General features: G+C 47.6%; 23 protein-coding genes. 4 read left to right on the top strand and 19 right to left on the bottom strand.

Features of this window, described 5'->3' with window-relative positions; all coding sequences use genetic code 11:
* Positions 1–382: 382 nt before the first annotated feature.
* On the bottom strand, positions 383–1,198 hold the full coding sequence (gene speD, locus HPY27_RS11315) for an adenosylmethionine decarboxylase (protein ID WP_371814324.1): 816 nt from the start codon (positions 1,196–1,198) through the stop codon (positions 383–385).
* A gap of 198 nt (positions 1,199–1,396) precedes the next feature.
* Here speD and HPY27_RS11310 point away from each other — a divergent pair, with 198 nt between their 5' ends.
* Positions 1,397–1,750, top strand: coding sequence for a DUF805 domain-containing protein (locus tag HPY27_RS11310; RefSeq protein ID WP_017249931.1), 354 nt, complete (start codon positions 1,397–1,399; stop codon positions 1,748–1,750).
* Positions 1,751–1,853: 103 nt separating this feature from the next.
* On the opposite strand, the gene HPY27_RS11305 is transcribed toward HPY27_RS11310, so the two are convergent.
* The 11 genes from HPY27_RS11305 to HPY27_RS11255 form a co-directional block, all read right to left on the bottom strand.
* A complete protein-coding gene (locus tag HPY27_RS11305; RefSeq protein ID WP_174225027.1) occupies positions 1,854–2,726 on the bottom strand; it encodes a sugar phosphate isomerase/epimerase family protein in 873 nt (290 codons plus the stop codon).
* A 45-nt stretch (positions 2,727–2,771) separates the two neighbouring features.
* On the bottom strand, positions 2,772–3,767 hold the full coding sequence (locus HPY27_RS11300; RefSeq protein ID WP_174225026.1) for a Gfo/Idh/MocA family protein: 996 nt from the start codon (positions 3,765–3,767) through the stop codon (positions 2,772–2,774).
* A complete protein-coding gene (locus tag HPY27_RS11295) occupies positions 3,764–4,669 on the bottom strand; it encodes a Gfo/Idh/MocA family protein (RefSeq protein WP_017249928.1) in 906 nt (301 codons plus the stop codon). Before HPY27_RS11295 ends, HPY27_RS11300 begins: the two co-directional genes overlap by 4 nt.
* Positions 4,670–4,718: 49 nt before the next feature.
* Positions 4,719–5,921 carry an ROK family transcriptional regulator gene (locus tag HPY27_RS11290; protein ID WP_173622687.1) on the bottom strand — a complete coding sequence of 401 codons (1,203 nt, stop codon included), beginning with the start codon at positions 5,919–5,921 and terminating at the stop codon, positions 4,719–4,721.
* Positions 5,922–5,943: 22 nt separating this feature from the next.
* Positions 5,944–6,906, bottom strand: coding sequence for an ABC transporter ATP-binding protein (locus HPY27_RS11285; protein WP_173622686.1), 963 nt, complete (start codon positions 6,904–6,906; stop codon positions 5,944–5,946).
* Positions 6,899–7,891, bottom strand: coding sequence for an ABC transporter ATP-binding protein (locus HPY27_RS11280; protein WP_174225025.1), 993 nt, complete (start codon positions 7,889–7,891; stop codon positions 6,899–6,901). The genes HPY27_RS11285 and HPY27_RS11280 overlap by 8 nt, the downstream gene beginning before the upstream one ends.
* Positions 7,892–7,909: 18 nt before the next feature.
* The gene (locus HPY27_RS11275; protein WP_174225024.1) at positions 7,910–8,800 is read right to left on the bottom strand and encodes an ABC transporter permease subunit; all 891 of its coding nucleotides are present in this window, start codon (positions 8,798–8,800) and stop codon (positions 7,910–7,912) included.
* Between the two features lie 19 nt (positions 8,801–8,819).
* Positions 8,820–9,743 (bottom strand): nickel ABC transporter permease, encoded by a 924-nt coding sequence (gene nikB / locus HPY27_RS11270; protein ID WP_017249925.1) that lies wholly within the window; start codon positions 9,741–9,743, stop codon positions 8,820–8,822.
* A gap of 67 nt (positions 9,744–9,810) precedes the next feature.
* Positions 9,811–11,397, bottom strand: a complete 1,587-nt coding sequence (locus tag HPY27_RS11265; RefSeq protein WP_174225023.1) for a glutathione ABC transporter substrate-binding protein — start codon at positions 11,395–11,397, stop codon at positions 9,811–9,813.
* A 72-nt stretch (positions 11,398–11,469) separates the two neighbouring features.
* The gene (locus tag HPY27_RS11260; RefSeq protein ID WP_173622683.1) at positions 11,470–12,534 is read right to left on the bottom strand and encodes a Gfo/Idh/MocA family protein; all 1,065 of its coding nucleotides are present in this window, start codon (positions 12,532–12,534) and stop codon (positions 11,470–11,472) included.
* A 104-nt stretch (positions 12,535–12,638) separates the two neighbouring features.
* A complete protein-coding gene (locus tag HPY27_RS11255) occupies positions 12,639–13,595 on the bottom strand; it encodes an ROK family protein (RefSeq protein WP_174225022.1) in 957 nt (318 codons plus the stop codon).
* Between the two features lie 373 nt (positions 13,596–13,968).
* Here HPY27_RS11255 and HPY27_RS11250 point away from each other — a divergent pair, with 373 nt between their 5' ends.
* From HPY27_RS11250 to HPY27_RS11240, 3 genes are all read left to right on the top strand, one after another.
* Complete coding sequence (locus HPY27_RS11250) at positions 13,969–14,532, top strand: hypothetical protein (RefSeq protein ID WP_017249921.1); 564 nt, start codon at positions 13,969–13,971, stop codon at positions 14,530–14,532.
* Between the two features lie 483 nt (positions 14,533–15,015).
* Positions 15,016–15,768 (top strand): matrixin family metalloprotease, encoded by a 753-nt coding sequence (locus HPY27_RS11245; RefSeq protein ID WP_254612876.1) that lies wholly within the window; start codon positions 15,016–15,018, stop codon positions 15,766–15,768.
* A gap of 168 nt (positions 15,769–15,936) precedes the next feature.
* Positions 15,937–16,461 carry a GNAT family N-acetyltransferase gene (locus HPY27_RS11240; RefSeq protein WP_174225020.1) on the top strand — a complete coding sequence of 175 codons (525 nt, stop codon included), beginning with the start codon at positions 15,937–15,939 and terminating at the stop codon, positions 16,459–16,461.
* A 69-nt stretch (positions 16,462–16,530) separates the two neighbouring features.
* Here the strand turns inward: HPY27_RS11240 and arsC are convergent, their stop codons facing one another.
* The 7 genes from arsC to desA all read right to left on the bottom strand — a co-directional run bounded on the left by arsC (position 16,531) and on the right by desA (position 21,806).
* Positions 16,531–16,935: an arsenate reductase (thioredoxin) gene (gene arsC, locus HPY27_RS11235; protein ID WP_017249916.1), complete on the bottom strand. Its 405-nt coding sequence runs from the start codon at positions 16,933–16,935 to the stop codon at positions 16,531–16,533.
* A gap of 14 nt (positions 16,936–16,949) precedes the next feature.
* Positions 16,950–17,990 carry an ACR3 family arsenite efflux transporter gene (gene arsB, locus HPY27_RS11230; RefSeq protein WP_174225019.1) on the bottom strand — a complete coding sequence of 347 codons (1,041 nt, stop codon included), beginning with the start codon at positions 17,988–17,990 and terminating at the stop codon, positions 16,950–16,952.
* Between the two features lie 17 nt (positions 17,991–18,007).
* Complete coding sequence (locus HPY27_RS11225) at positions 18,008–18,445, bottom strand: ArsI/CadI family heavy metal resistance metalloenzyme (RefSeq protein ID WP_017249914.1); 438 nt, start codon at positions 18,443–18,445, stop codon at positions 18,008–18,010.
* Positions 18,446–18,504: 59 nt separating this feature from the next.
* Complete coding sequence (arsR, locus tag HPY27_RS11220; protein ID WP_026043195.1) at positions 18,505–18,810, bottom strand: arsenical resistance operon transcriptional regulator ArsR; 306 nt, start codon at positions 18,808–18,810, stop codon at positions 18,505–18,507.
* A 135-nt stretch (positions 18,811–18,945) separates the two neighbouring features.
* On the bottom strand, positions 18,946–19,545 hold the full coding sequence (locus HPY27_RS11215; protein ID WP_017249912.1) for a response regulator transcription factor: 600 nt from the start codon (positions 19,543–19,545) through the stop codon (positions 18,946–18,948).
* The gene (locus tag HPY27_RS11210) at positions 19,542–20,684 is read right to left on the bottom strand and encodes a sensor histidine kinase (protein ID WP_035291416.1); all 1,143 of its coding nucleotides are present in this window, start codon (positions 20,682–20,684) and stop codon (positions 19,542–19,544) included. Before HPY27_RS11210 ends, HPY27_RS11215 begins: the two co-directional genes overlap by 4 nt.
* Positions 20,685–20,747: 63 nt before the next feature.
* Complete coding sequence (desA, locus tag HPY27_RS11205) at positions 20,748–21,806, bottom strand: Delta(5) desaturase DesA (protein WP_174225018.1); 1,059 nt, start codon at positions 21,804–21,806, stop codon at positions 20,748–20,750.
* Between the last annotated feature and the right edge of the window lie 232 nt (positions 21,807–22,038).

Genomic DNA, 22,038 nt, shown 5'->3' with positions numbered 1-22,038 from the left:
TGGATCTTTTTGGCAGTTATGTCTGGAAGTCTTTTGTGGGAGATGATCTTTGTTTCAGCATCTTGTGTAATCTGCATGAAGTATTTCACTTTTAAGCTTGGAACAGCGTTCTAGAAAAAAAGCTGCGAGGAAAGAAGCGCATTTCCAGTCCAAGCGCCTCTGGAGCCCTACCTAGCTTCGGAATGAATGGCGGGGGTTTTCAGCTTCACTTATGAGATACTTCCTCGAAACTGTCTACGTTTGAAGCGCTCCCGCCATTCATTCCGAATCGGACAGTCAATCCCCCTTGCGGGGCGGAGGCCGAAGCGTAGACTGGAAATGCGCTTCTTTCCCCCACTACAGCTACGAAAAAAAGCCTCCCCAATCTGAGAAGGCTTCCTCATTAATTCACAATATTTTTCCCATAGTAAATCTCGTCCATCTCTATTTGTAATTGCTTCGTAATATCCTCCTGCTCCTCCGGTGTCAGCTTATCCTTCGTGTATCCGAACAAATAATTGTTCAGATCAAATTGCCTGCGCTTGCATTTGGTGTGGAAAATATTATCTTGGTACACATTCACATCAATCATGTGGAACAATACCTTAATTTCCTCGGGAATATAATTTTGGATCGAACTGATGTCGTGATCGATAAACAGCTTGTATCCATGTATATCCCGGGTAAAACCGCGCACCTTGTAATCAATTGTCATCAAGTCTGTATCAAACGAACGAATTAAATAATTGAGTGCTTTGAGCGGAGAAATCTCGCCACAGGTCGATACGTCGATATCGGCCCGGAATGTGCTGATGCCCTCCGTTGGATGGTACTCGGGGTACGTATGCACCGTAATATGGCTCTTGTCCAATTGCAGCACCACATTTTCTGGCAAAGGTCCGGGAGATTCCTCATATGATTCAGTAGGGACTTCTACAACTGGCCCCTCGGATACAAGAACAGTGACGCTCGCACCTTGTGGTACATAATCTTGTTGGGCGACATTCAGTACATGTGCGCCGATAATATCCGACACGTTTTTCAGGATATTCGTCAATCGCTCTGCATTGTATTGTTCATCTATGTATTCGATATACGCTTCCCGTTCCGCTTTTGTTTTTGTGTAGCAAATGTCATACATGTTGAAGCTGAGTGACTTAGTCAAATTGTTGAAGCCATGCAGCGTAACGTTTTGTTCTGTTTTTTGTTCCAAGCGCATTTCCCCCTGTGGTAGCATCCAAAACTCGTTCGCTCTTACTTTTTCCTCCACCTCGTTCATAAATACCCATTACTTTTGTCCTACACAAAAATGATTCAATAGCATTAGTAAAACTTTACAGGATATGGTTCTAATCCCCTTGGTTTAGTGATAAAATATCGAAGTGTGTCAAAATTTAGAAGAAAGGGGGAAATTATCATGCATTGGTATACAAGTGTATTGAAGAAATATGTTGCCTTTGAAGGAAGAGCTAGACGTCAAGAATATTGGATGTTTACTTTGTTCAACATCATCGTATCTATGGTAATTGCTCTCGTAGACTACTTAATTGGTACAGGATCTATTTTGGGCATGATCTATTCATTAGCTGTTTTACTGCCTAGTTTGAGTGTAACTGCACGCCGATTGCACGATACTGGAAAAAGCGGTTGGTGGATCCTTCTCTCGTTTATTCCTTTAATCGGCGCAATTGTTTTGCTCATATTCTTGTGCAAAGACGGCGAAGGAGACAACAAATACGGTGCGAATCCAAAAACTTCGCAATCCTTCTAATGTCTCCATCACCTCTCCTGATAAAGGAGAGGTTTTTTATTTTTGGTCCAAAGAAAAAACGGCAGTTTGGGACACCCCAAATGCCGTTTGATCTATTACCGTTTTACACCTCGTCCCAAAAACGTCGCAGGTTGTCCATCCCAATCTTGGACCCTTCTCGACAATCCTCCATGCCTTCGAACTCGACCGTGATATAGCTATCATAGCCGGATTGCTTCACCAGCTTGACGACCTCACGGATGTTGATGTCGCCTTGGCCGACTATTGCTCCACGCAGGAAGTTGCCATTGACGGTCTTGAACCATTTGCCTGCGCCTGGATCATGGTAGGACGGCCGGAAATAGAAATCTTTGAAATGCACGAGCGAAGCGTAAGGCAGATTTTTTTGCACACCGACCAGCGATAACTCATCTACGCACATGAAGTTTCCGATATCCAGCGTCGTTTTGAAATTCGGACGATTGACCTCATGCAAGACACGCTGCACGCGATCACTTGCCTGCACCAGCCAGCCGTGATTCTCGATTGTCGTCGTTATTCCGAATTGCGCGGCATAATCAGCGATTCGGCGGCTTCCCTCGACCATCTCAGCCAAATGCTTTTCGAAGTACTCGATCGTCGTCTCCTCTACGGGAACAGTAAAGGCGGACACATCGTGGCGCATATGCTTGATACCCATGCGGTGCAGCAGATCTACATGTGTTTTTACACGTGCGACTTCTGCTTCGAAGGCTTCTTCGTCTGGTTGAATAAAGTTGGTCGGCATCGAGTAGTTGGACAGCTCAATCCCAACCGCTTTTGCCTTATCCCGAACAGCGTCTGCCAATTCGTCATTATCGACCAGCGTAAAACCGTATGGCACGATTTCCATGTGTTCGCCGCCGTTATCGGCGATCCATTGCACGACATCCAGTACATCCATTTCCCCAGCTCGGATTACTGTCAGTAGACTGTAAGTGCTCAATCCAATTTTCATCCGTTCCACCTCATTCGGTTTATTGTATAGAAAGGCTACTGCTCATCATGATGAGAAATGCACCTTGTTGATAGTCACGACTTGCTTGAGACGCTGGGATTCATAGGCTGCCTTCACCACTTCGAGTGTGCGCAGTCCATCCTCTCCTGTAATTGACGGAGGTCGGCCTTCCCTGACATTTTGCACAAAATCGGCAATAAGCCGCTCATCCATATCCACAGCCCAAGGTACATTTTGCAGCTTCGAATCGCGGTCATTGTAATAGAGCACTTGTTGCTTGAACACATCGACGTCCAACGTGCCTTTGGTGCCGACAATCCGCATCGTCACATCTCCCCACGTCGGGAACGTTTTCGGTCGCGACCAGCTCGGATCAATTCCGACGATCACGCCAGACTCCATTTCCACGGAAACCAAGCCACAATCCTCTACCTCAATCTCATAAAAGCGTGTGTCCAGCTCAGCGTAGACGCTTTTTACTTCGTCTTGGAGCATCCAGCGTACGAGGTCCATCAGATGGACGATATGATCCGTCGCTGCCCCGCCACCAGACAGCTCTTTTTCAATGAACCAGCCATCTGGCATTTGTCCGTGGTTCGTGCCATCGATGGCGAGAATGTCTCCGAGAGCACCTGACTGAACGATCTGTTTGACGTTTTCCATCACGGGTGCAAATCGAACAGGATAGGCTACCTGAAGCATGACACCTTCCTCTTTACAGACCTGAATCATTTCGCGTGCATCCGCAATCTCGGTAGCAATTGGTTTCTCGCACAGAATGTGCTTTTTCGCTCGTGCTGCCGCAATCACGTGCTCCTTGTGCTTGGCATTTTCCGAGCAAATAATGACCGCGTCGATACCAGATAGTAAAAAAGCTTGCAGATCTTCGTAAAAATCGAGCTGGTAGGCAGTCGCCATTTCCACTCCACGGCGCGAGTCATCATCCCAGACTGCTATCAGCTGCGCATCCGTGTGCTTTTGCAAATAAGAAGCGTAGCTATGCGCATGCATATGGGCGAAGCTGATGATTCCTACCTTCATCCCTCGTCACCTCCGTGCATGAGCTTCACAGGTTGTCCCGTCTTGACCGATTCTCTCGCCGCCAAAGCGACATCGAGAGCAGCGAGCAGATCACGAGAATGCAGACGTGGCACTTCCTGTTTCTGTACACAGCGAATGAAATGCTCCCGCTGTCGCTGCATCAGGTCCATCCCAGGGAATGTTGTCGAAAGAAACTGCTCTCCCCGACTCCAGCGAATGGGGGTGCTTTCCCGGCTATCATGCGCAATCATTCCTTGATCACCGGTAAGCTCAAAGGAAGCATGTTCGGCCCCTTCCGCCCAAGATAGCTCTACATGCGCAATTGCCCCACTTGCCATTCGGAGCATGACAAGCGCATAATGGACGATCTGTCCTGACTCATTCGTGCGCTTAACCTCTCGTGCCATCACGCGCTCAACCTCGCCGAACGTCCAGCGCAGCCAATCGAATTCACGTATTCCAAGCGATTGAAATATGCATTTCCCTACATTTTCAGCCGATGCAGGAGCACCTCTTCGCACGCGAATGACGCCTGCTTTGCCTATGGCCCTATTCTTTATTTGCTCGTGGGCTTGCTCGTATTCTGGGGCAAAACGCAGTGTATTTGCGAATTGCAGCACGATCTCATGCTGATCGCACAAACTGATTCGTTCACGCCCTAGAGCAGAGCCGTCTGCGCATAAAATATGCTTTCCCTCCTGGGCAGCAAGCGTCACCCATGAGTCAGCACTGTCCGTAATCGAGCGAATATCCACGATATCCACTTCTGTTCCCTGCAAGATTTCACGCAAAGAAGACAAGCTATCTGCCACACCTACAAGCTCTGCTTCTTTGATCCGAAGCCAAGCCTGTGACTCTTTGACGCTTGTTCCTGCTTCCCTTGCCACCACAACCTTTACCATGATCCCGCGCCCCCTCTCCTCGAGCTTTGTGGACTGCTTGACACAACCCTTATAGCGAAAACTGAAACGTATCCTGCAATAAAACAGCGGCAGCTCCAGCGACCTCTACATTTTCACCCAACGAATTCGGTCGAATCTCCAATTCCTCCGTCAGGATTCCATGCGCGTATTCCCCCACGTAGTCTTTTACTTTTGCGATCAACAGCTCATTTTCGAAGGCAATCTCGCCGCCCAGAATCATGACTTCCGGATTGAACAAATGAATCAGATTGACCAGCCCCGAAGCCAAATAAGAAGCGGTTTCCTCTAAAATGCTGACCGCAAGCGGGTCCTGCTCTGCCAAAGCCTGACGAAACACCGCAGGAGTAATCCGGCCAACATCCTGCTCCACCAAATCCGAGATGCGGCTCGTCTTTCCTTTCGCAAGCGAGGAGACCAGCTTGGAGTAAATCGTTGGCCAGCTCACGTAATTTTCCAGACAGCCAACATTTCCGCAGTCGCACCGCACACCTGCCCGATCAATCGTGGTATGACCGAACTCACCGGCCCCGCCTTTAAAGCCCCTGTAGATGGAACCGTTCATCAAAATACTCGCTCCCAATCCATCCCCAATCGTGACGTACAGCATGTTTTGATAATGACTGAAATCCCCGATAGTCTTCTCTGCGAGCAAATACGCGTTCGTGTCGTTATCCAGCCAGGTTTTCAACTGGAAACGCTGCTCGATCATTTCTTTCACAGGGGCGTTCTGCAAGCGGAGCTTCGGATTATAGCGAATCACCCCATGGACCGAGTCCACGATGCCTTGAGTGACAATCGAGATTCCCATACATGTCTCCAGACTCACGGCTCCACGCAAAAATTGCTCAATGATGTCCATCAAATAAGCGAGGACACTCTCCCCTTGGTACTGCTTGATTGAGTGAACTTCCTTTCGTTTGACCGCAGCTTCCAGATTCATCTCGGCAATCGTAATCTTCGAGCCAGAGATCGAAATGCCGATCAGAAAGCGACTATTAGGAGAAAACTGGACCAATATCGGTTTGCGTCCGCCATTTGACTCTCCTGTTCCCACCTCGCATACGAACGAGTCACGAATCAACTCACTGACAGCCGAGGTCACGGTAGTAGGACTCAGTTTGTTCCGCTTCGCTATTTCACTCCGGGAAATGGGCCCGTAATGACGGATCGTATCGAATATGATGGAGCGATTCAGTTCCTGGATCAGCTTTAAATCACCCGTCCTACGCATGTAACCATCCCTTTTATTCAAATCACAAATGGCAAGCGACAAAATGATCTCGGTCTGCCGCTTCCCGCAATGCAGGCGGTGTCGTCTTGCATATGTCCATCACGAACGGACAGCGCGTATGAAACAGACAGCCTGACGGCGGATTCACCGGGCTCGGCACATCTCCCTGCAAAATGATCCTCTCCCGCTTTGCCCGTGGATCAGGAATCGGAACCGAAGAGAGCAGCGCTTTTGTATACGGATGCCCGGGATTGGCAAAAATCGTTTCCTTCGGGCCAGATTCTACGAGACTCCCCAAATACATCACGCCGATCTTGTCGCTAATATGCTCGACCACACTCAAATCATGGGAAATAAACAAATAGGTTAAATGAAATTCTTCCTGCAAATCTTTTAGCAAATTCAAGATTTGCGATTGAATCGATACATCGAGAGCGGAAACTGGCTCATCCGCGACGATCAGCTTCGGCTTCAGAATCAAGGCGCGAGCGATTCCGATACGCTGCCGTTGCCCTCCGCTGAATTCATGGGCGAATTTCTCCGCATGATAGCTGGAGAGCCCGACGACCTCGAGCATTTCGGCTACAATCCGATCCCGCTCTTGGGTAGACAGCTTCGTATGAATGAGAAGAGGCTCTGCTACCACATCGCGAATTTTCATGCGTGGATTCAGTGAGGCGTACGGGTCCTGAAAAACCATCTGTACCTGCTTGCGCACTTCCCGCAGCTTTGTCTCATTCATTTTGGAGATTTCTTCACCATTGATCCAAACCTTGCCCTCATCTGGCATCAAAAGTCTTGTGACCAAGCGCCCTGTCGTCGACTTGCCGCAGCCACTCTCTCCGACCAGACTGAACGTCTCGCCTTCCTTAATCTCGAACGAAACGTGATTCACTGCCTTTACGCTTTTTTTGCTGCTTAATAGACCACTATCAATCGGGAACGTTTTTTTGATACCGTCTACCACGACCAGTGATTTAGACATGAACATCCCTACCTTCCTCTTGATAGAGCCAGCAGCGGCAAGAACGTTCCTCTCCCACCGTCGTAATGGCGGGCTCCTTTTCCCAGCAGACAGACATGACATCCTTGCAGCGCGGAGCGAATTTGCAGCCCTTGGGCATATTGTTCGGTGTCGGTACGTTGCCCGGAACCGAATCAAGCCGTGCGCGCTTTTGCCCGATTTTGGGGACAGAGCCGATCAAGCCTTTGGTATACGGATGCTTGGGTTCATCAAACAAGTCGTAAACAGATGCTTCCTCCACGACACGCCCTGCATACATGACCACGACACGGTTGCACATCTCTGCCACGACGCCGAGATCATGCGTGATCAACAGCATCGACATATGCTCGTCAGCCTGAAGTTGCTTCATTACGTCGAGGATTTGTGCTTGAATCGTGACATCGAGTGCCGTCGTTGGCTCATCGGCGATCAACAGGTTAGGATTGCAGGACATCGCCATCGCAATCATGATCCGCTGCCGCATACCGCCGGAGAGTTGATGCGGATACTCTCCCATAATCTCGCTCGGCCGCGGAATGCCCACCTTTGTCAGCATGCTCACTGCTTGTTCTCGCGCCTTTTGGTCGGGGTAGCCGAGATGCAAGCGAATGGCTTCCATCAATTGCTCTCCGATTTTCATCACCGGGTTGAGCGAGGTCATCGGTTCCTGAAAAATCATCGAGATTTCTTTCCCGCGAATACGGCGCATATCACTCTCCGAAATCGAGAGTAAATTCATTCCGTTGTAGACAATCTCGCCATTGGTAATCTCACCAGTCGTGTCCTTGAATAGGCGCATGATCGACAAAGAGGTCACGCTCTTGCCACAGCCCGATTCGCCAACCAGCCCAAGCACCTCGCCTTTTTTTATATGGAAGCTGACATGGTCGAGGACGACTGTCTTCTGGTTGTCTCTCGTAAATTGCGTCTGCAGATGCTTTACTTCCATGATGTTCTCACTCATCTGCCCCATCTCCCTCGTTTAATTCTTCGTTTTCGGGTCCAAAATATCGCGCAAGCCATCCCCAACCAGGTTGAACGCCAGCACGGTCAAAAAGATCGCAATCCCGGGAATGATGACCACATGAGGAGAAGTGGCGAGATAATCACGCCCCATACTGAGCATCGCCCCCCAGTCAGGACTCTCGGGCTTTGCCCCCAGACCGAGAAAGCTGAGACTGGATGCTGCCAAAATCGAGGTACCGATCCGCATAGAAAAAAAGACGATCATACTGGAGACGGTCTCTGGAAAGATGTGACGAAAAATAATCCGGCTGCTTTTTGCCCCCATGGACCGCGCTGCTTCTACAAACACCGCTTCCTTGGCAGCCAAGGTATTGCCGCGAATCAAACGCGCAAACGATGGAATACTGAACACCGCTACCGCCACGACGACATTCGTTAATCCCGGGCCGAGGATCGCAACGATGGCGATTGCGAGCAACAAATCGGGAAAAGCGAACATGACGTCACTCCACCGCATGATGAGGCGATCCAGCCACCCGCCGTAATATCCGCTAATCAAGCCCAATACCGTTCCAACCACTGCACCGACCAGCACTGAAGAAAAGCTGACACCAAGAGAGATTCCTGTTCCTACGATGATGCGGCTCAAAATATCTCGTCCGTATTCATCTGTCCCTGCCCAATGCTCCATGGATGAAGTCTGCAACGTCACATCATAGTTCGGCTCGTACGGATCATACGGCGCGATCCACGGGCCAAACAGTGCGATCACAAACAAAAACAAGATAAAAAACCCTGCCCAGAAAGCTGTCTTTTGCTTTTTCCACTTCTTCCAAAACTCGCTGGCTCGGGATTTCTTTTCAGTGGGAACTACAACGTTGTGCCCGATTTCTTTTACTACCTCCATTTACGTCACCTCCTTGCCATTAGCTGTCATAACGGATTTTTGGATTCAGTGCCTTGTACAAGATGTCTACCAGCAGATTCACGAGAATGAACTCCAGTGAAAACAACAGAATGACAGCCTGTACGACCGGATAATCGCGAAAAGCAATGGAATCGATCAACAGACGCCCCATACCCGGAATGCTAAACACCGTCTCCACGACAACCGATCCGCCTAACAGAAAGCCGAATTGCAATCCAGCGATGGTCACGACCGGAATCATTGAGTTTTTCAGGGCGTGCTTGCGAACGACTACGGATTCCTTCAACCCTTTTGCGCGCCCCGTTCGGATAAAATCTTCCTTTAATGTTTCGAGCAGGGAGGACCTTGTAAAACGGGCCAGCATCGACATGATTCCTGCTCCTAAGGTTAACGAGGGAAGCACGTAGCTTTTCCAGCTCTCGACCCCACCTGTGGGGAACCAGCCCAGCGTGACAGAAAAAACTTGTATGAGAATGAGCCCCAGCCAAAATCCAGGCAAGGAAATACCGGAAATCGCCGTCAGCATCCCTACGTAATCCGGCCATTTATTGCGGAAAACAGCAGAGATCGTCCCAATCAGTAGTCCGAGCACCAATGCCCAGCCCAGGCTCATAAATGTCAACGTCATCGTTACGGAAAAACGGTTTTCAAACATATCACTAATGGGAAGCCCCGTCTTCAAGGAGTGTCCTAGATTTCCTGTCAGCAGGTTATGCATGTAGTTGGAGTACTGGGTAAGCAATGGTTTATCCAAGCCCAGCTCCTGACGCACGCGCTCGATCTCTTCCAGGGTCGCTTCTTTTCCCGCCGCCAAACGGACAGGATCACCCGGAACCAGATGGATAAAGAAGAAAATGAGCAACGACACGACAAAAATAATCGGGATGATCTCGATGAGTCTCTTCACGATATAACGGAACATGGTACGGTTCCTCCTAAAAGGAAAGCAGCGCCCAGCGGCAGACAATGCCCGAACGCTGCTTCAAGTATTATTGGAATGCTGCTTCTCTTACATAGATGCCGCCACTCGGTGTGATATAAACCCCGTTCACGTTCGCGCGTTTTCCGTACAAGATTTCATCGACTGCGAGGAAAATCCATGGTGCATCTTTAAACACATTTTCTTGCACGACGCCATACAGCTGCTTTTGCTTATCTTGGTCTGACGATTGTGTCGCTTCCTTGATGCTTTGGTCGACAAGGTCATTTTTGTAGAATGCCGTGTTCGCTCCCGCAGGCGGGAAGTTCTCACTGCTAAACAACGAACGCATCGCATTGTCTGGATCAGCAGAGGACCAGCTTACGTACCACATGTTCATTTTTGCTTCTTCTGGCGACTTGATGCCGTAGATTTCATCGGACAGCGTCGCTTCTTCCATCGATTTCACTTCAACAGTAATGCCGACCTTTTGCAATTGCTGCTGAATGAATTGCATGCCCTTCATCGTATCCGAGTTCGTATTGCCCCAGATGTCCGTTGTGAAGCCGTTCTCGTAGCCTGCTTCTTTCAAAAGCTGCTTCGCTTTATCAATGTTGTATTCATAGGCGCCTTGCTTCGCATAGTGCGCAATCGTCGGGGACATCACGGATTCCAGCTGTGCGCCGTATCCGGATTTCACGACTTTAATGAACGCGTCCTTGTCCACTGCATGGTTGATGGCTTGGCGAACGCGCGGATCATCAAACGGCTTTTTCAGCATATTGATCGAGACATAGCGGGTGATGGTTGAAGGGGTGCGCTCTACCTTTACCCCCTCTTCACCGTTCAGTGTCTCTACTTGCTGCTCCGGCAATGGATAGATGACATCGGCTTCACCCGTCTTCAGCATGGCTACGCGGGAGCCGTTTTCAGGAACAGGCTTGTAGACGATTTTACCGACCTTGGCCGCTCCCTTGTTCCAATGATCTGGATTCAGCTCTACTATCAGATGGTCACCCTGTACCCATTCCACGAATTTATATGGACCTGTACCGACTGGATTTTTGGTAATGTCTTTGCCGTACTTTTCCAGAGCCGCCGGGCTGATGATTCCGGTCGTGAACTTGTTGATCATCGCGGAAAACGGCTGGTTCAACGTCACTTTCACTGTGTGCTCATCGACAACCTCTGTGGACTTGATGTATTTGTAGTTCCGATAGGCTCTCAGGTTGTTGTCTTTGTTGCTCATTCGGTCGAAGTTGATTTTGACCGCTTCGGCATTGAATGGTGTACCGTCATGGAACTTCACGTTTTGCCGGAGCTTGAAGGTATACTCTGTCGCATCTTCATTCACCGAATATTCAGTCGAAAGACCTGGCATGAGCTTCAAATCCTTGTCATAAATCAGAAGCCCTTCAAACATCGCGCTTTGGACGCCTGATGACAGTGCATCCCCTGTATTTTGCGGGTCCATTGTGATGAAGTTTTCGTTTACGGCGATGACCATCTGATCCTTTTGCGGCGCTCCCGTCGTTGCCCCTCCATTGGAAGCTGCCGGAGTTCCACTACCACTACCACCGCCACTGGAACATCCGAAAAGTAAAGCCACTGAAAAAAGTAAGACGGATGCTGTTCGCAAATACGATGCTTTTTTCATTTCTTTTCCCCCTTGTCTTCATCTACTCTATGGGTGATATCTGGATGTCCATGGATTGGTCTTGCCTGCCGATTATCGGGTAAATACGATTTCTCTTCCGGTCGCAGCTGATTCGTAAATGCCACATAGAATCTTCATCATCTCCACACCATCCTGTACAGGGCTGAGCGTTTCTTTTTCACCCAATATGCATGCGATGAAGTGATCGATCTCATTTTGGAAGCCTCGCTTGAAATCAAACGATAATTTATCCATCTGCGGGCTGACATTCAGGATCGTGTCATGCTTTTCTGCAATGATGGACAGCTCTGGCTCCACCTCTGCGCCTCCCTTGTCTCCGTACAGCTTGACGGCCAGCTCGTCTTTTTTCGCATGTAGGGTATAGCTCACATCTACGAAAAGGGACGCTCCGTTTTCAAAGCGAATGAGTGCATTGGCCATATCCTCGACAGTGTTTTGGGTAGGGTCGTAGTCAGCTGCTTTGTAAAAGGAGAGATTTTTGACGTTGGCGCGATTGCCCAGCTTGTTGTATGTATTGCCGCTGACAGTCGTTACTTTTGGGCAGCCCATCAAGTACCAGCACAGATCAATGACATGCACGCCAAGATCGATGAGTGGACCTCCGCCAGATCTGTCCTTGTCTGCGAACCAGCCTCCCGGATTGCCCAAACGGCGCAGACAGGATGCCTTCGCGTAATATATCTCACCCAGCTCACCCGCATCGATGAACCGCTTGAGCAATTGCGCATTCGTATCGTACCTTCTCACAAAGCCCACCTGGAGCAGCTTGCCACTCTCTTTTACGGCCTCTTCGATCAGGAGAGCGCTTTCAACAGTTGTACTTAAAGGCTTTTCCAAAAGCACGTGCTTACCCGCTCTAAGGGCAGCGATTGCAATATCTGCATGCGTGTTGTTCCACGTGCAAATACTCACTGCGTCTACCTGTTCATCTGCGAAAGCATCCTCAAGCTTGCTGTAGTAAATCTCGGCCCCGTATTTCTGCGCTTTTTCCTGTGCGCGCTCCTCGTTGAAGTCGACGACGGCACGAATTTCTGTACACTCGTTTTGCTGGTACGATTGCAAGTGCATGTCTGAAATGGATCCTGCACCAATCACCGCAACTCTCACTTTTGCCATGATGTTCTCTTCCTCCTTGCTTCTAATCCGTTAATTAGTTTTTTCAATGGAGTAATTAATAAGATGATACAAAATTGTTTTAATTTTTGCAATATAGATTCCAACTAAAAATTTGGTACTTTCTCTCCTGGTTGATCTAGCGCAAAAACTCCCCCTGCCGCTCCCATCACTCCAGCTTCCACCCCGATCTGGCTAAGGACGACACGTACCTCCTGCGCCAATCCAGGGATGCATCGCTCCCTCATGCTCTTCTCAATTTCCGGCATGAGTATGGTAGATGCGTTCATAACTCCACCTCCGAAGACGATGACCTCCGGATTAAACAAATAGAGCAGATTGGCTGCTCCGACTCCTAAGTAAAACCCTGCTTGCTTGATGAGTTGCTTGGAGAAAGCTTCTCCTGCTAGTGCAGCCTCACAGATTGCTTTGGCCGTGACTGGCTCATATGTGGTTGCCAGCTTGTGGCGAGCGGCGTTTTCAATGGCAGTACCCGAAGCGTAGTTTTCCAGACACCCTCGATTGCCGCAGCGGCATGGCGGTCCGTTCCAATCGATCGAGATATGGCCGAACTCACCCGCACTCCCATCCCGCCCGCAAACCAATCGACCATCACTGATCACTCCAGCCCCTACGCCTGTGCTGACGGTGACATAGATCATATTTTGTGTGCCGGCTCCTGCTCCCCACAACCACTCCGCGATTGCCGCTGCATTCGCATCATTGAACAGCCGGACGGGCAGTCCGAACCTTTGCGCAATCAAGGCGCCAATCGGGACATTTCGCCAGCCCAGATTGCTCGCAAAGACCACTTCACCGATCGCGCTGTTAATCACTCCAGCGGAAGCAATTCCTACGCCGCGTACTTTTTCGGGATCGATGCTGCCTGCTGATAGGACATCATAAATAGCAGACAGCACCCTTTCGACCACTGCCTTTTCTCCCTCTTCCGCTAAGGTTGGCAGCTGCTTTTGTGCGATTATCCTGCCTGCGTGATCAACCAAACCAGCCAAGATTTTGGTCCCACCCAAGTCCAGCCCAATCGCATATTCATCTTTTGCCATACTCGTCTCTCCTTCGTTCACCATGCTGTTTCACATTAGTTTCTCCAATGACTTTATAAATTTAACTTAGCTTTATTTGTAGCACACTACCTCCCCTTCGTCCAGATTATTCAGAAAAATAGTCAAGAGCGATTCTCTTTCGTTCCTTTAACAAATCGTGTACGGTGCAAAATTGTCGTCTACTTTGTCTACCATTCGACAATATCTCCTAAAGTAAAAAAAGAGAATATCCTATAAAATGGGATATATAGGTAGTCTTGGGAGGAGCGATGATAGCCATCTCATTATTCTGTATAGAGTACCTCAACATCTGGCATCCACTCGATGATCGTTTCAGAGCTACATTTACTCCTGTCATGAAAGGTTGATGTTCATGTTTAAAAAAGCCCTGATCATCCTGACATTAAGCTCAGTTGTCGCAGTACCAAGTGTAGCCGCACAAGCCCAAGGGGCAGCTCTACCTCTACAGGAGAAGGCACCATCCTCCGCAAAAACAATCATCAAAAATGCTGCATTTGGTCAGGAAGTCTGGGTAATGCTCGGCTCCCCTATTCCAAGCGGTTGGGTCGTAATCAGATCTTCTGGCAATATGAACCTGATTAAGGATGTGAACAATGCTCCTTCTGGTTACGAAGTTTGGGTGATGCTCGGCTCCCCTATGCCTGACGGATGGGTTGTGATCAGAAGTACTGGGACTATGAACCTGATTAAAAATCTGAACAGCGCCTCTTCTAATCAGGAAGTTTGGGTAATGCTCGGTTCCCCTATTCCTGACGGATGGGCTGTGATCAGAAGTTCTGGAAATATGAACCTGATTAAAAATTTGAACAACGTTTCTTCTGGGCAGGAGGTATGGGTGATGCTAGGCTCGCCTATTCCTGACGGATGGATCATTATCAGATCAACGGGAACAATGAACCTGATCAAGCGCCTATAGGCTAATCAGAATCATTGGATAACCGCATCCTCAATTGTTAAGCACATCGCATACATCTCATCCACAAGCTGACGTCGAAACTCAATCGACATCAGCTTTTTCCCTTTTCTCTTTGACCATAGACTGAGGACTCCAACTCCTACTCTTTATGAAAAGGGTAGGTTTTTTTTTATTCCCCCATTCGTCCTTTTTGATCAAGCCTCCCGATCATTTTCGGTAAAAAACGACTATTGCAATGGCATGAACAAGTAGAAGGTATGGTAAAAACGTTCTATTATTGTAAAAATATTGTAATTAACTTGAAAATACTGGATCTGTATTTTACCATTAGAAAAACAATTTCAAACTACTTAAAAGAGATGGACTAGTAGAAATGGAATTGTTTTTGCAATCAAAAAAAGGAGAAGGAGGCCCACAGAGAACTGTACTGGGAACCACGAAAACTCTTGCTTGGAAAGGAGCCTCATGATGTTAGAAAGAATTTTGGGTAAACTTTTATTGCTCACCATGACTCTTGTCACTCTTGTAAATGGATATTTTGTTACGCCGACAAACGCTCAGGATCAATCCGAATATCGCGTGGATTTTAGCGGTGTATCCGCTTCGATCCCTGTCAATATCCGTACCGGACCGACTACTTCTGCTACTATCATCGACAAGCTTCAACCAAATACCCGTGTACAATTTTCAGGTTGGACCCGAGGTACCTCGCTCAATGACTTTTGGACAAATGCCCCTGATAATAGATGGTTCTTCTACGAGAAAAATGGCGTGAAGTACTATGTTGCCTCTGCTTTTATTAACGGAAACCCACCTGCAGCCGATCAAAACAATACCTTCGTTTCGTATCAGGTAACCATTACGACGAATATCCCTGCACTTAGACAAGCTTATGAAAATGCCATACGAAATTGGAACAACACAGGTATTGTTTCATTAACACCAACACAAAATGCTCCCATTACCTTAGGTGAAGGCTATGCGAGGGGGTATGATGGATTTGGCTGGTGGCAATCGAATGGTTCCAGAGTTACCGGTGGCACCGTCATTCAATGGAACAGAGTGAGCAACAGAAACGCCGCTTATTTAGAAGCTTTGGCTACTCATGAAATTGGACATGTACTACGACTAAATCATAGGTCGGATCACTCGATCATGAATAACTCTTGGTTAACGAGAATCACTGCTCCTACCCAAAACGACATCAATGAGCTTCGAAACATTTATAGTCGATAACTCTATTGCCCACAAAAACAGACGATGCAAGGAACTCTTTTGGCTGTCGAGAAAGTCGACGGCCTTTTTTGATGAACAGCCCCACTCTTGATGATAGACTCCTTTCCTTCTCATTCAACAGCGTATACTATTATAAATATTCCTTACAATTCCCAAAGGAGAATCCCTATGAATAATCAAATTCTCAGTACGCGCCTGACTCTCACTCAAGTGGCATTACCCGATTGGGAGCTGATCCGCTCCATCTATTCCAACCCGACACTGATGGAGCATATTGGAGCGACCATGAGCGAGGAAGATATCCGTCGTAACTTCGAGAAAGAACTCGCTCCGTGGAGCCTCGAATCCACCCACTGGATGACTTGGATCATACGTGAAACCGACTCTGGTAACGACGTTGGCTTGATTAGCATCTGCACCCGTAACCGAGAAAATCTCACTGCGGAAATAGGCTTCATCATACTGGACGGATTCAAAGGCAAGGGCTATGCAACGGAAGCAATCAGACGCGTATTTGATTTCGCTGTGGATACTTTTGGATTCAAAAAATTTACGGCTGTTTGTTCCGAAGAGCATGTGGCTTCCCGACGCGTTTTGGAGAAGGCTGGAATGAAGCTGGATAAAATCGTGCCCGAAAGCACTGAAATTGCAGGCAAGATGGTGAGTGACTGTTTTTATTCGTTGGAGAGATAAGAAAAGGAGTGTCATCTGACAGCCTCCATTCACTGTACAGCGACACTCTATTTTCTCATCACCAGAAAACTACTTCCCCGTTTCCTTATACGTTTTAATACGTGTCCCAATTTCATCTCGAACCCTTTGAAACTCAGACCATTCTTTTCCTGCGGGATCGTCAAATCCCCAATGAACTCGTTTCACATGAGGTGGTGTGGTTGGGCAAACGGAGTCTGCATGGCTACATAGTGTCACGACCAGATCCGCTTTGTGTAGGATATGGGGGTCAATGACGTCAGAAGTTTGTGTAGAAATGTCTATTCCTACTTCTTCCATCGCTCGAACCGCATTTGGATTGACACCATGCGCTTCAATTCCGGCAGAAAACACATTCCACGAGTCACCTAAGTATTTTTTTCCCCATGCTTCCGCCATTTGGCTACGGCAAGAATTCCCTGTGCATAAGAAGTAAATGGTCTTTTTGTTTTCCATGATGTACTCCCCTATCAAGATATTGAGTTGGCAAAATACTTCCGCTTGAACCATAACGCTACGTTTACCAGTGCGATCATCACCGGGACTTCAACAAGAGGACCGATAACAGCTGCAAATGCCGCACCGGAGTGAATTCCAAAGACACCGACTGCCACGGCAATTGCCAACTCAAAGTTATTACTTCCTGCTGTAAACGCAAGAGTCGTTGTAACCGGATAGTTCGCGCCAATTTTCTTCCCCATGAAGAAAGAAATAAAGAACATCAAGATGAAGTAGATAAGAAGCGGAATTGCGATGCGAACGACATCTAATGGCACACTGACGATGCTTTTTCCTTGGATAGAGAACATAACCACGATGGTAAAAAGTAAAGCAATCAATGTCAGCGGACTGATTTTTGGGATAAACACTTTTTCATACCATTGTCTTCCTTTTGCATTTACCAACGTAAATCGCGTCAGCATCCCTGCAAGAAATGGGATACCAAGGTAGATGAACACTGATTTGGCTACTTCGGCCATCGTAATGTCAACGACTGCTCCCTGGATGCCTAGCCACTCTGGAATAATCGTAACAAACACATAGGCATAGACCGAAAAGAAAAGCATCTGAAATACAGAATTGAAAGCCACAAGCCCGGCTGCGTACTCGGTATCGCCTTTCGCTAGGTCATTCCACACAATCACCATAGCAATACAGCGTGCCAAGCCAATCATAATCAGCCCTACCATATATTCTGGCTTATCTGGCAGGAAAACGATGGCCAACACAAACATCAAAACCGGACCGATCACCCAGTTCTGAATGAGGGACAGTAAAAGAACCTTGCGATCTTGAAAGACACGTCCCATCTCTTCGTAACGAACTTTTGCCAAAGGGGGGTACATCATCAAAATTAAACCAATGGCAAGAGGGATGGATGTTGTACCAAGTTGCAAACGATTCAATCCACTTGTGAAAGCTGGAAAGAACGTGCCTACAGTAACTCCGATCACCATGGCAAGGAAGATCCAAAGGGTCAAGTAGCGATCTAAAAAGGATAGTTTTTTCATGAAGCACTCCCTCTATCTTAACAGCAGGATGTAGTCACTACTGTATTTGAAGCTACGCAACACGATGTGGATTCGATTTTATGCACATCGCTGTCAGCCTTGGTGTAAAAAAACTCCCATTCATTCCCGTCTGGATCTGTCACCCAAAATTTATCCTGCACAGCATAACAACATGTCGTATCCAGCTCATCCCGTGCGAAAAAGCCTTCTTTTTCTAGCCTTTCCTTCTGTGAAACGATTTCCTCAGCACTTTCCACTTGGAATCCAAAGTGGTTGACCTGGTTCCCACTAACGGCGTCCCGAACATTTAATGTAAAATTAAGCCCCGGACTTTCTAACAAGAACTTTGCATAATCTGTCTTTACCTTCACAGGTTCTACCCCAAATACCTTTTGATAGAATTCAATTGATTTCTCTAGGCTCGTAACGTTAATCCCAACATGCACATATTTCATTTCATGTACCTCCCTAAAGTTATATTCATCAAAAAAAATTGATGTAAGGTTTAAAAAAATTAGCAGCAGCTACCTTTGCCTGTTTTCCTGAAAATACAACAAAGCTCTTCCGATAACAGGTGATTCACTTCGCTGTCATTTAAATCGTAATAACTCCAGGTACCTTTTGTTTCTTTTATGATCAGGTTCGCATCCAGCAAAATCTTGAGATGATACGATAATTTGGATTGTGGCATGTCAAAAACCTCAGTGAGGTCACATACGCATGTCTTCCCTCTCTGACAAAGCTCATACATAATTTCTAATCGTTTCTGATCGGCAAGAGCCTTGAATTTCTTCTCATATTGCTCCAACTTTTGTTTCATCTCGTTCATCGAAGATAACCTCATTCATCAATTTTTTTTGATGTATTTATTATATGCGCAGATTCTAAGAAGATGCAATCATAAAACTAAAAACCCTTCCTGCCAAAACAGAAAGGGCCTCCTCCAGCCGGTCTGCTACTTAAACCAGCCTTTTTCCTTGGAATGCATAATCGCTTCAATTCGATTGCTCACACCGAGCTTGTCGAGAATGACGGAGATATAATTCCGCACAGTCCCTGTCGTAATGTACAACTGGCTGGCAATCTCCTTGGTGTTCTTCCCGTCAGCGATCAAGAGCAGGACTTCCTTTTCCCGCACCGTCAGCGGATTCTCCTGACCGTATGCCTCATCCACCAGCTCAGGCGCATAGATTCGTCTGCCTGCCATGATACTGCGAATCGAGCTGGCCAGCTCTTCGCTTGGGCTGTCTTTGAGCAAGTAGCCGTTAGCACCTGCTTTTAACGCTCGTTCGAAGTAACCTGGGCGGGCAAAGGTCGTGAGAATCATCACCTTGCAGCCGCTACCTTTCAATTCCTCGGCAGCGTCCAATCCGCTTTTGACTGGCATTTCGATATCCATGATGCAAATGTCGGGTTGATGCTGATGCACGAGTTTGACGGCATCCTCCCCATTACTTGCTCTGCCGACGACCTTCATATCCTCTTCCAAATCGAGCAGGGAAGCAAGGGCTCCTAAAAGCATCCGCTGATCCTCTGCAATGACAATGCGAATCATCCTCCCGCCTCCTGTTCTGGTTGTTTGAAGACATTCGGTACCCGAATCACTAGCTGTGTTCCAGACTCCGAGGACTGGATTTCCATGCTTCCGTTGACGAATTCCAGCCGTTCCTTCATCCCACGCAAACCATTGCCTCTGTAAACCAATTCCTCCGCCATTCCGATCCCATTATCCGTTACGCTTACGACGAGGTCGGTGCGAGTGGGCTCGATGACAATGGAACAGTCCGTGGCATTGCTATGCTTCACAATATTGTTGACCGCTTCTTTCAGGCACATGCACAACACATTTTCCGTCATCAGCGAAGTGTTGGTCAGATTCGTGTCGCCTTGCAGCACGAATTCAATTTCCGCTGCCTTGAAAATTTGCTTGATCCGAAACATCTCATCCTCTAGCCGCGTCCCACGCATTTGCGTGACCATTTCCCGCACTTCTTTTAAAGCGATACGCGCCGTCTGCCTGATTTCCTCCAGCTCCGTTCTCGCCAGAGCAGGATTTTTGTTGATCAGCTTGTTCGCCAAATCGCTTTTCAACCCAATCAAGGAGAGCTTCTGCCCCAACGTATCGTGCAAGTCACGGGCAATGCGCTGGCGTTCCTCGAGCTTGACCAGCTCTGAAATCCGCTTGTTCGCATGCTCCAGCTCTCCCTGCAGCTTCTCTCGCTTATTCCAGTTGTACGTGGTCACGGGCAAGAGAATGACTGCAATCATGCTAACCAAAACAAACGGAAGCTGGCCAATCAATTGAGTGTTTTTGGTGAAAAAGCCGATGTTGACCGATATGGTGGTGCTAATCAAATGTATTGTGTATAGCGTAGCAAAACCGATCTTGTTCTGGATATTCCCGATAAAGAACGCCAGGAAGAGCGAAAAATACACATAGCCGAACATCAAGGTCATGGCGACGGATATGATAATCTGCACACTCGTCCAAAAGTAAATCAGCCAGCCCTTTGACAGGAAAGAGAATACATAGCAAACGAAAAACAGAATGATCATGATGATCCCGATCACTGCTTCGTACGTCGAAGAGGACCGGAAGATGAAATAGAATGGCAGGATGTAGAAAACAACCCACACATAAGGGCTCAAGCCCGTATTTTTTTGAAGAATGTGATACCACTTCTGCTTCTGCATACTTGCCCACCTTTTCTTCGCCACTCTCTCAAGTGTATCGGAATTCAAAGGTTTATGGCAGGCTTATTTTCCTTCCAAACTCGGTTTGGAGCCTTGGAGTGCATCTATGATTGCTTCCGATTGAGCAGCAGCCAGCCGCTTGATGCCTTTGAAGCTCACAAAGCGCTTGTTGCTCTCATCCCATAAATGAAAACGCAGGCACTGCAAGCTGGCCGCCAGTGTAATCGTTGTCGCCATGTGAAGCGGCGGTGTCTCGTTATGTGCTTCTTCCAGGTTGTAGTTCGGTACGCGTGGACTTAAGTGATGGACGTGGTGAAAGCCAATATTGCCTGTGATCCATTGCAAAACCTTCGGCAGCTTGTAGTAGGAGCTTCCTTCTACTGCTGCTTTCACGTAGCTCCACTCTTCATCGTTCTCAAAGTACGAATCCTCATACGTATGCTGCACATAAAACAGCCAAATCCCAAACAAGCCAGAGACGAAAAAGATCGGACCTTGAATCAACAGGAATGCTTGCCAGCCAACCGCCCAGATCAAAAGCGCATAAAGACCGACCAGCAGCACATTCGTCAAATACGTATTCAACCGCTCTTTGCGGCGAGCTCGCTTCACATTAAAACGATACTGAAGCAAAAAGACAAAAATAGGTCCCAAACCAAACATCACGATCGGATTGCGATACAGCCGATAAGCGATTTTATTCCAAGTAGAAGCCTCGAGATATTCATTGACAGTCATCATCCACAAATCACCTACGCCTCGTTTATCGAGGTTGCTGCTCGTTGCATGGTGAATATTGTGACTGTTTTTCCATTGTTCATAAGGAACGTGGGTCAGCACACCGGTAATCGTACCAACGATGTCATTCGCTAGACGATTTTTGAAAAAGGATTGGTGGCAGCAATCGTGACAAATGATGAAGGTACGGATGACAAAGCCGGCTGCGACAATGACGATAGGCAGCGTGAGCCAATAGGACACAGACAGACTGAGATAAGCACCGTACCAGAGTAGAATCAGTGGAACTAGCGTATTGATCATCTGTCGGATACTCTTTTTCATATCTGATTTTTCAAAGGGGGCAACATTCTTTTTCAACTCGGCAATATTGGCTTGATGCATCAATTGTTTCCTCCTCGATCGAAGCGTACAGGGACATGTAAATTCGCCGGACGCAATATTCTATCTTTATTGTAGAAAATAGCGTCTAGCCGCTGTAGTCATAAACGTCAAGTCGAGGACATGACAAATGTCATGGTTGAACAAACGACTGGGAAATTTAGGTTGTATAAACCAAGCGGAACATCCCATATTATGCCAAGAAAAGACCCCATCCATACTTCGGATGAGGTCT

Origin of the sequence: Brevibacillus sp. HB1.1 (assembly GCF_013332445.1) — a bacterium.
Lineage (GTDB): Bacteria > Bacillota > Bacilli > Brevibacillales > Brevibacillaceae > Brevibacillus > Brevibacillus porteri.
Note: the sequence above shows the minus strand (reverse complement) of the source record. Positions and strands in the feature narration are given on the sequence as shown.

Coding starts and splice junctions, on each gene's coding strand:
- speD (WP_371814324.1), bottom strand. CDS start 1,198: ATGCGCTTGGAACAAAAAACAGAACAAAACGTTACGCTGCATGGCTTC.
- HPY27_RS11310 (WP_017249931.1), top strand. CDS start 1,397: ATGCATTGGTATACAAGTGTATTGAAGAAATATGTTGCCTTTGAAGGA.
- HPY27_RS11305 (WP_174225027.1), bottom strand. CDS start 2,726: ATGAAAATTGGATTGAGCACTTACAGTCTACTGACAGTAATCCGAGCT.
- HPY27_RS11300 (WP_174225026.1), bottom strand. CDS start 3,767: ATGAAGGTAGGAATCATCAGCTTCGCCCATATGCATGCGCATAGCTAC.
- HPY27_RS11295 (WP_017249928.1), bottom strand. CDS start 4,669: ATGGTAAAGGTTGTGGTGGCAAGGGAAGCAGGAACAAGCGTCAAAGAG.
- HPY27_RS11290 (WP_173622687.1), bottom strand. CDS start 5,921: ATGCGTAGGACGGGTGATTTAAAGCTGATCCAGGAACTGAATCGCTCC.
- HPY27_RS11285 (WP_173622686.1), bottom strand. CDS start 6,906: ATGTCTAAATCACTGGTCGTGGTAGACGGTATCAAAAAAACGTTCCCG.
- HPY27_RS11280 (WP_174225025.1), bottom strand. CDS start 7,891: ATGAGTGAGAACATCATGGAAGTAAAGCATCTGCAGACGCAATTTACG.
- HPY27_RS11275 (WP_174225024.1), bottom strand. CDS start 8,800: ATGGAGGTAGTAAAAGAAATCGGGCACAACGTTGTAGTTCCCACTGAA.
- nikB (WP_017249925.1), bottom strand. CDS start 9,743: ATGTTCCGTTATATCGTGAAGAGACTCATCGAGATCATCCCGATTATT.
- HPY27_RS11265 (WP_174225023.1), bottom strand. CDS start 11,397: ATGAAAAAAGCATCGTATTTGCGAACAGCATCCGTCTTACTTTTTTCA.
- HPY27_RS11260 (WP_173622683.1), bottom strand. CDS start 12,534: ATGGCAAAAGTGAGAGTTGCGGTGATTGGTGCAGGATCCATTTCAGAC.
- HPY27_RS11255 (WP_174225022.1), bottom strand. CDS start 13,595: ATGGCAAAAGATGAATATGCGATTGGGCTGGACTTGGGTGGGACCAAA.
- HPY27_RS11250 (WP_017249921.1), top strand. CDS start 13,969: ATGTTTAAAAAAGCCCTGATCATCCTGACATTAAGCTCAGTTGTCGCA.
- HPY27_RS11240 (WP_174225020.1), top strand. CDS start 15,937: ATGAATAATCAAATTCTCAGTACGCGCCTGACTCTCACTCAAGTGGCA.
- arsC (WP_017249916.1), bottom strand. CDS start 16,935: ATGGAAAACAAAAAGACCATTTACTTCTTATGCACAGGGAATTCTTGC.
- arsB (WP_174225019.1), bottom strand. CDS start 17,990: ATGAAAAAACTATCCTTTTTAGATCGCTACTTGACCCTTTGGATCTTC.
- HPY27_RS11225 (WP_017249914.1), bottom strand. CDS start 18,445: ATGAAATATGTGCATGTTGGGATTAACGTTACGAGCCTAGAGAAATCA.
- arsR (WP_026043195.1), bottom strand. CDS start 18,810: ATGAAACAAAAGTTGGAGCAATATGAGAAGAAATTCAAGGCTCTTGCC.
- HPY27_RS11215 (WP_017249912.1), bottom strand. CDS start 19,545: ATGATTCGCATTGTCATTGCAGAGGATCAGCGGATGCTTTTAGGAGCC.
- HPY27_RS11210 (WP_035291416.1), bottom strand. CDS start 20,684: ATGCAGAAGCAGAAGTGGTATCACATTCTTCAAAAAAATACGGGCTTG.
- desA (WP_174225018.1), bottom strand. CDS start 21,806: ATGCATCAAGCCAATATTGCCGAGTTGAAAAAGAATGTTGCCCCCTTT.